Origin of the sequence: Leclercia sp. M50 (genome assembly GCF_037150775.1) — a bacterium.
In the GTDB taxonomy this organism is placed as follows: Bacteria; Pseudomonadota; Gammaproteobacteria; order Enterobacterales; family Enterobacteriaceae; genus Enterobacter.
The window spans coordinates 1-6,964 of the sequence record NZ_JBBCPK010000151.1; the positions used below are offsets into that span (position 1 = coordinate 1).

Sequence of the window (6,964 nt, forward strand, 5' to 3'; positions counted from 1 at the left end):
GACGCTGGAGCGTCTGTTCGGCGTCATGCGGGGCGAGCTTGCCGCGCGCCACGCGGGATTCGAGACGGCTGCGAATGGCGTCAATGGCGCGGGAGATGGCCTCAGCGTTGATGTCATAGACCAGCACCGGGTGGCCGTTGCTCGCCGCCACTTCGGCGATCCCGGCTCCCATGATGCCGCTGCCGATCACCGCCACGGTATGAATTGTCGTCATCTTATTTCCCCGTAAACTGCGGCGCGCGTTTGTTGAGGAAGGCGCTGACCCCTTCCCGGTAGTCGGCGCTGCGCCCGGCCAGGCGCTGATAGTCGCGCTCCAGATCCAGCTGCGCGTCCAGGGTATTGGTTTCGGCGGCATTGATCGCCCGCTTGATCAGCCCCAGGCCAAAGGTCGGCTGGGTGGCGAGATGCACGGCCAGCTGACGGGCGGTGTCGGTCAGTTCGGCATCATCCACGACCTGCCAGATCATCCCCCAGGCGTGTGCCTGCTCAGCGCTGATCTTCTCCCCCAGCAGCGCCAGGCCCATCGCCCTGGCGCGCCCGGTCAGACGCGGCAGCAGCCAAGTGCCGCCGGAATCTGGCACCAGACCGAGCTTGCTGAAGGCCATCACAAAGTTCACCGAACGGGCGGCGATAACGATGTCGCAGCCCAGCGCCAGGGTCGCCCCCGCTCCGGCGGCCACGCCGTTCACCGCGCAGATCACCGGCTTGGGCAGTTTTGCCAGACGGCGTACCAGCGGGTTGTAAAATTTCTCCACCGACATGCCGAGATCCGGCGCGGGGCTGTTCGGGTCGACGTTACGGTCGTTAAGATCCTGCCCGGCACAAAAACCGCGTCCGGCGCCGGTAATCAGCAGACAACGCACGCTCTCGTCGCGCTCGGCCTGGGTCAGACACGCTGCCAGCTGCTGATGCATCTCTTCGTTAAAGCTGTTGAGCCGCTCCGGGCGGTTCAGGGTAAGGGTCATGACCCCCTGCTCAACGTGACTCAGAATAAAATCCATGGTTAGCGTCCTTTAAATTCAGGGGTGCGTTTTTGCAGGAAGGCGTCGATCCCTTCCCGGCGATCCTCGGTGGCCGCCAGCAGGGTGAAGAGCTGACGCTCCTGGGCCAGCCCGGCGGTGAGGGCCACCTCCTGAGACTGCCGTAACGCCTGCTTCGCCGCCTGCAACGCCAGCGGGGAGTGGCGCGCCATCAGCGCCGCCTGCTTGAGAGCATATTCGAGGGTCAGGGCGTCGGGATGTACATCGCTCACCAGTCCGGCCGCCAGCGCCTGACGGGCGGTAATGCTTTCCCCGGTCAGCACCATTTTGCTGGCGAGGGATTTGCCGACGCTGCGGATCAGCCGTTGCGTGCCGCCCGCGCCCGGCATAATGCCTAAGGTGATTTCCGGCAGGCCGAAGCGGGCGTTTTCCCCGGCAATCGCCACATCGCAGAGCAGCGCCAGCTCGCACCCCGCGCCCAGGGCGTAGCCATTGACGGCGGCAATCAGCGGCTTACTGAAGGCGTTGATGCGCGCCCACAGCTGCGGGCGAATGTCGTTGAGGGTGGCGGCCAGATCTTTTTCCGCCATCTCGTTCAGATCGGCTCCGGCGGCAAAGAAGCGTTCGTTGCCGGTAATCACGCACACCGAGATCTCGCTGTCTACGGCGGCAGCTTCCAGGGTGGTCGCCACTTCGCTCAGCAGGCCATTGTTCAGGGCGTTACGCGCCGCCGGGCGGTTAAGGGTCAGGAGCAATACCCGACCGTGACGGGTGACAATCAGGTCGCTCATGCCATCCCCTTCGCATCAAAGTCCACCACCACGTCGCCGGTCAGCGGCAGGGCCTGGCAGCTCAGCACGTAGCCTGCCGCCAGTTCATCCGGCTCCAGGCTGTAGTTGGTCACCATATCCACCTTGCCGCGCACCACCTTGCATTTGCAGGTGGCGCAGACCCCGCCTTTGCAGGCGTAAGGCAGGTCCGCCCCCTGGCGCAGCGCGGCATCCAGAATGCTTTCGTCTTCGGCGGTGAGGGTGATCTCGCGATCGCGCCCGTCCTGGCGCACCGTCACCTTTTGCCCCCCGGTCTGTACCGAATGGGTGCGTTTAATGGTTGTGCCCGGCGTGTTGAAGCGCTCAAGATGCAGCGATTTCTCCGGCATCCCCAGCGCCTTAAGCGTCTGTTCCGCCTGGTCCATCATCGCCGCCGGGCCGCAGATAAAGGCTTCATCAAACTGGCTGAAGTCAATTAAGTGCTTCGCCAGCGCCTGCAGTTTTTCGCCGTCGATGCGCCCGTGCAGCAGCTCGCTGTCCAGGGTCTCCTGGCTGAAGATATTGACCACCTGCAGGCGGGTCGGATAGCTGTCTTTCAGATCGGCCAGCGCCTGGCGGAACATCATGCTCTGGCTGCTGCGGTTGCCGTAGATGAGGGTGAACTGGCTTTTCGGTTCGGTTTTCAGGGTGCTGGAGATGATCGCCAGCATCGGGGTGATGCCGGAACCGGCGGCAATCGCCAGGTAGCAGCCTTCCCGTTCGGCCAGCGGCTGATAGCCAAAATGCCCCTGCGGCACCATCACCTCCAGCGCCATCCCCTGCTTGATCTCATCCCGGGCATAGCGCGAGAAGCGCCCGCCGTCGATGGCTTTTACCGCCACGCTGATTTCGCCCGGCTGAACGCTGCGGCAGATGGAGTAGCAGCGGCGCAGCTCTTCGCCCGCTAAATGGGCTTTCAGGGTGAGATGCTGGCCCGGACGGAAGCGATACGCTTCCTGCAAAGGCTGGGGAACCGCGAAGGTAATGGTCACCGCATCGCGGGTTTCGGGTTCCACTTTTGCCACCGTTAAGGAATGAAACGTTGTCATGGCGACCTCAGATACATTTGAAATAGTCGAAGGGTTCGCGGCAGCTGTCGCAGCGCCAGAGCGCTTTGCAGGCCGTGGAACCAAATTCACTGATCAGCGTGGTGCGGGTGCTGGCGCAGCGCGGACAGGTCACTTCAGCCGGCAGATGCGCATGGCAGCTGTGCCCGACCGGTGGGCTGATGCCATACTGGCGCAGACGCTCCCGGGCGTCCGGGGTCATCCAGTCGGTGGTCCACGCCGGGTCGAGCTGAAGGGTGATCTGCACCGGTCCATAGCCGTGGGCGGTCAGGGTGTCGCGGATCGCCCCCATCAGATGATCGGTGGCCGGACAGCCGGAATAGGTCGGCGTAAAACCGATGGCCCAGCCCTCATCCTGCGGCGTCACGCTGCGCACCATCCCTAAGTCGGTAATGGTCAGTACCGGGATCTCCGGGTCCGGGATCTGGCTTAACAGAGACCAGATCTGCGGGACGGCGGCGGGGGTGAGTTGGACGGCGTGTTGCATGGCGCTCTCCTGGATTACCACTGCTGGCCGGGATAGACGCGCTGCAGATATTGCATCTCTGCCAGCATCGGCCCCAGATGTTCGGTGTGTAGCCCTTTACGGCCACCGGTGCGGTAGGCGGACTCGCCCGGCACGCTCAGCGTCGCCTCGTTCAGCCCGGCAAAGACTTCCGCTTCCCACGCGTCGCGCAGGCTGCGCGGATCGACGGCGATACCTTCGGCAGCCAACGTCAGGTCAATCTCGTCCGCCTCGAACAGCTCAGCGGTGAAACGCCACAGGTCATTGACCGCCTGCTGCATTTTTTGCGCAGAGATCTCCGTGCCGTTGCCCAGGCGTTCCAGCCAGCCGCGGCTGAAGCGCAGGTGGTAGCGGGCCTCTTTGATGGATTTGGCGGCGATGGCGGCAAGTTGCTTGTCACGGCTCTGGGTCAGACGGGTAAAGAGCGCCACGTGCCAGGCGTCGATAAAGTACTGACGGGCGATGGTGTCGGCGAAGTTGCCGTTGGGCTGCTCCACGAGTAGCAGGTTGCTGAACTGGCGCTCGTCGCGCTGGAAGGCCAGCGTGTCTTCGTCGCCCTCGCCTTCCAGCTCGGCGGCGTAGGTTAAGAAGTTGCGCGCCTGGCCCAGCAGGTCGAGGCCGATATTGGCCAGCGCGAGGTCAATCTCCAGCTCCGGGGCGTGACCACACCACGCTCCCAGCCGCTGGGATAGCACCAGCCCGTTATCCCCCAGGCGCAGAACATATTGCGTTAACGTTTTCATCCCTTGCCTCACATGTGCTCGATGCCATCAGGGATGGTGTAGAAGGTCGGATGGCGGTAGACCTTGCTCTCCGCCGGGTCGAAAAACTCACCGCGCTCTTCTGGCTGGGAGGCGACGATTTCGCTCGCCTTCACCACCCAGATGGAACAGCCTTCATTACGGCGGGTGTAGGCGTCGCGCGCGTTTTCCAGCGCCATACGGTCATCGGCGGCATGTAGGCTGCCCACGTGACGGTGGGATAATCCCTGCTTGCTGCGGACAAAGACTTCGTACAACGGCCAGTATGTTTTGCTCATCTTGATTCCCCTTATGCGACCTTGCGGGCGTGTTGTTTTTCGGCGTGCGCCAGTGCGGCTTCGCGCACCCACGTCCCCTCTTCCCAGGCTTTACGCTTGGCGGCCAGACGTTCGTGATTGCAGACGCCGCGGCCGTTGATGACCTCGTCAAACTCCTGCCAGTCGATCTCGCCAAAACGGTAGTGACCGCTTTCGGCATCGAACTGCAGATCCGCATCCGGCACAGTCATGCCGAGCATTTCCACCTGCGGCACGGTGTTGTCGACAAAGCGCTGACGCAGCTCGTCATTGCCAAAACGTTTGATCTTCCAGGCCAGGCTGCGGGCGCTGTTCGGTGAGTTGTCGTCGTTCGGGCCAAACATCATCAGCGCTGGCCACCAGAAGCGGTTGATGGCGTCCTGCAACATCTGGCGCTGGGCTTCGCTACCCTGGGCCAGGGCCATGCAGGCCTCAAAGCCCTGACGCTGGTGGAAGCTCTCTTCTTTACAGATTTTCACCATCGCCCGGGCATAGGGGCCGTAGGAGGTCCGGCACAGCGCCACCTGGTTAACGATGGCCGCGCCATCCACCAGCCAGCCGATCACGCCGATATCCGCCCAGCTCAGGGTCGGGTAGTTGAAGATGGAGGAGTATTTCATCTTGCCGTCGAGCATCTTCTGGTAGATGTCTTCCCGGGCGCAGCCCAGCGTTTCCGCCGCGCTATAGAGGTAGAGCCCGTGCCCGGCTTCGTCCTGCACTTTCGCCAGCAGGATGGCCTTACGGCGCAGCGTCGGGGCGCGGGTGATCCAGTTCCCTTCCGGCAGCATGCCGACAATTTCGGAGTGCGCATGCTGACCAATCTGGCGGATCAGCGTTTTACGGTACGCGTCAGGCATCCAGTCCTGCGGCTCGATGGCCGTCTCTTGCGCGATGCGCTGCTCAAAGCGTTGTTCTTCCGTCACGTCATCACCCTTTTGATTCGTTTAACTGCTAAATATTATTCAATGATGAATCACTTTGTTTTATAAAAGTTACACAAAGGTTAATGAATAACCCAAGAATCGTTTATTCGTTTTGTGATGAGGCTCGCAAGAGATTTCCACACTCCATATGCGACGCGGCCTGCGGGAGCGAAGAAGATTAAGCGAGATCACAATGTTAATAAAACATTAACAAGTCACTTGCTTTTTATGATTCACAAACGAACTATTTATAGTGAAATCACGAACCATCTGGAGAGAAAGATGCAGCAGTTAGCCAGCTTCTTGTCCGGTACTTGGCAGTCAGGCCGGGGCCGTGAGCGCACCATTCAACACGCCATCAGCGGTGAATCCCTCTGGTCCGTTACCAGCGAAGGGCTGGATATGGCCGCCGCACGTCGCTACGCCATTGAGAAAGGCGGCGAAGCGCTTCATGCCATGACCTTTATCGAACGTGCCGCCATGCTGAAAGCGGTGGCGAAACATCTGCTGAGCCAGAAAGAGACCTTTTATGCTCTGTCGGCACAGACCGGGGCGACCCGCGCCGACAGCTGGGTGGATATCGAGGGCGGGATCGGCACCCTCTTTACCTTCGCCAGCCTGGGCAGCCGCGAACTGCCGGACGATACCCTGTGGCCGGAAGATGAGCTGATCCCGCTTTCAAAAGAGGGCGGATTTACCGCGCGCCACGTGCTGACCTCGAAGTCCGGCGTGGCCGTCCACATCAATGCGTTCAACTTCCCCTGCTGGGGAATGCTGGAAAAGCTGGCCCCGACCTGGCTGGCGGGGATGCCTGCCATTATTAAACCGGCCACCGCCACCGCCCAGGTGACCCAGGCGATGGTGAAAGCGATCGTCGACAGCGGCCTGGTGCCGGAGGGCGCCATCAGCCTGATCTGCGGCGGCGCGGGGGATCTGCTCGACCAGCTCGACAGCCAGGACGTGGTGACCTTTACCGGCTCCGCCGACACTGGCCTGAAGCTGCGCGTCCATCCGAACATCGTGGCAAAATCGATTCCCTTCACCATGGAAGCGGACTCCCTGAACTGCTGCGTGCTGGGGGATGACGTCACCCCGGAGCAGCCGGAGTTTGCCCTTTTCATTCGCGAAGTGGTGCGGGAGATGACCGCGAAAGCCGGGCAGAAATGTACCGCGATCCGCCGCATCATCGTTCCGCAGGCGCAGGTGGAGGCTGTCAGCCAGGCGCTGATCGCCCGGCTGGAAAAAGTGGCTGTCGGCGACCCGGCTCAGGAAGGGATCAAAATGGGCTCACTGGTCAACGCCGAGCAGCGCGCTGACGTGCAGGAGAAAGTGGATACTTTAGTCACGGCGGGCTGCCAGATTCGTCTGGGCGGGAAAGCCGACCTGAACGCTGCCGGGGCCTTCTTCCCGCCGACGCTGCTGTTCTGCCCGCAGCCGGATGAAACCCCTGCCGTACACGCCACCGAAGCCTTTGGCCCGGTCGCCACTCTGATGCCGTATCAGGATCGCGAGCACGCCATGGCCCTTGCCCGCGCCAGGGAAAGCAGTCTCGCCGGGACGCTGGTCAGCGCCGATCTGCGCCTTGCGCGTCAGGTTAACGCCGGCGCCGCCCGCGCCCACGGC

General features: G+C 62.1%; 9 protein-coding genes. 1 reads left to right on the forward strand and 8 read right to left on the reverse strand.

What is annotated here, in order from left to right:
• The 8 genes from WFM46_RS22070 to paaA form a co-directional block, all read right to left on the reverse strand.
• Positions 1-214, reverse strand: a 214-nt coding sequence (locus WFM46_RS22070) for a 3-hydroxyacyl-CoA dehydrogenase NAD-binding domain-containing protein (RefSeq protein WP_336998556.1), incomplete at its 3' end; no start/stop codon positions are given.
• Position 215: 1 nt separating this feature from the next.
• Positions 216-1,001 (reverse strand): 2-(1,2-epoxy-1,2-dihydrophenyl)acetyl-CoA isomerase PaaG, encoded by a 786-nt coding sequence (gene paaG / locus WFM46_RS22075; RefSeq protein WP_159339402.1) that lies wholly within the window; start codon positions 999-1,001, stop codon positions 216-218.
• 2 nt (positions 1,002-1,003) lie between these two features.
• A complete protein-coding gene (paaF, locus tag WFM46_RS22080) occupies positions 1,004-1,771 on the reverse strand; it encodes a 2,3-dehydroadipyl-CoA hydratase PaaF (RefSeq protein WP_336998557.1) in 768 nt (255 codons plus the stop codon).
• The gene (gene paaE / locus WFM46_RS22085) at positions 1,768-2,838 is read right to left on the reverse strand and encodes a 1,2-phenylacetyl-CoA epoxidase subunit PaaE (protein ID WP_159339404.1); all 1,071 of its coding nucleotides are present in this window, start codon (positions 2,836-2,838) and stop codon (positions 1,768-1,770) included. Before paaE ends, paaF begins: the two co-directional genes overlap by 4 nt.
• A 7-nt stretch (positions 2,839-2,845) precedes the next feature.
• Positions 2,846-3,343 carry a 1,2-phenylacetyl-CoA epoxidase subunit PaaD gene (gene paaD / locus WFM46_RS22090; protein WP_114314794.1) on the reverse strand — a complete coding sequence of 166 codons (498 nt, stop codon included), beginning with the start codon at positions 3,341-3,343 and terminating at the stop codon, positions 2,846-2,848.
• A 14-nt stretch (positions 3,344-3,357) separates the two neighbouring features.
• Positions 3,358-4,104, reverse strand: a complete 747-nt coding sequence (gene paaC, locus WFM46_RS22095) for a 1,2-phenylacetyl-CoA epoxidase subunit PaaC (RefSeq protein WP_156654616.1) — start codon at positions 4,102-4,104, stop codon at positions 3,358-3,360.
• Positions 4,105-4,112: 8 nt separating this feature from the next.
• A complete protein-coding gene (gene paaB / locus WFM46_RS22100) occupies positions 4,113-4,400 on the reverse strand; it encodes a 1,2-phenylacetyl-CoA epoxidase subunit PaaB (protein ID WP_103179812.1) in 288 nt (95 codons plus the stop codon).
• A gap of 11 nt (positions 4,401-4,411) precedes the next feature.
• On the reverse strand, positions 4,412-5,341 hold the full coding sequence (paaA, locus tag WFM46_RS22105) for a 1,2-phenylacetyl-CoA epoxidase subunit PaaA (protein WP_103179813.1): 930 nt from the start codon (positions 5,339-5,341) through the stop codon (positions 4,412-4,414).
• A gap of 282 nt (positions 5,342-5,623) precedes the next feature.
• Between paaA and paaZ the strand changes: the two genes are divergently transcribed.
• On the forward strand, positions 5,624-6,964 hold a 1,341-nt coding region (gene paaZ, locus WFM46_RS22110), incomplete at its 3' end, for a phenylacetic acid degradation bifunctional protein PaaZ (RefSeq protein ID WP_336998558.1).

What these genes read in the sequence shown, in the direction of transcription:
- paaG (WP_159339402.1), bottom strand. Translation starts at nt 1,001, where the DNA reads ATGGATTTTATTCTGAGTCACGTTGAGCAGGGGGTCATGACCCTTACC.
- paaF (WP_336998557.1), bottom strand. Translation starts at nt 1,771, where the DNA reads ATGAGCGACCTGATTGTCACCCGTCACGGTCGGGTATTGCTCCTGACC.
- paaE (WP_159339404.1), bottom strand. Translation starts at nt 2,838, where the DNA reads ATGACAACGTTTCATTCCTTAACGGTGGCAAAAGTGGAACCCGAAACC.
- paaD (WP_114314794.1), bottom strand. Translation starts at nt 3,343, where the DNA reads ATGCAACACGCCGTCCAACTCACCCCCGCCGCCGTCCCGCAGATCTGG.
- paaC (WP_156654616.1), bottom strand. Translation starts at nt 4,104, where the DNA reads ATGAAAACGTTAACGCAATATGTTCTGCGCCTGGGGGATAACGGGCTG.
- paaB (WP_103179812.1), bottom strand. Translation starts at nt 4,400, where the DNA reads ATGAGCAAAACATACTGGCCGTTGTACGAAGTCTTTGTCCGCAGCAAG.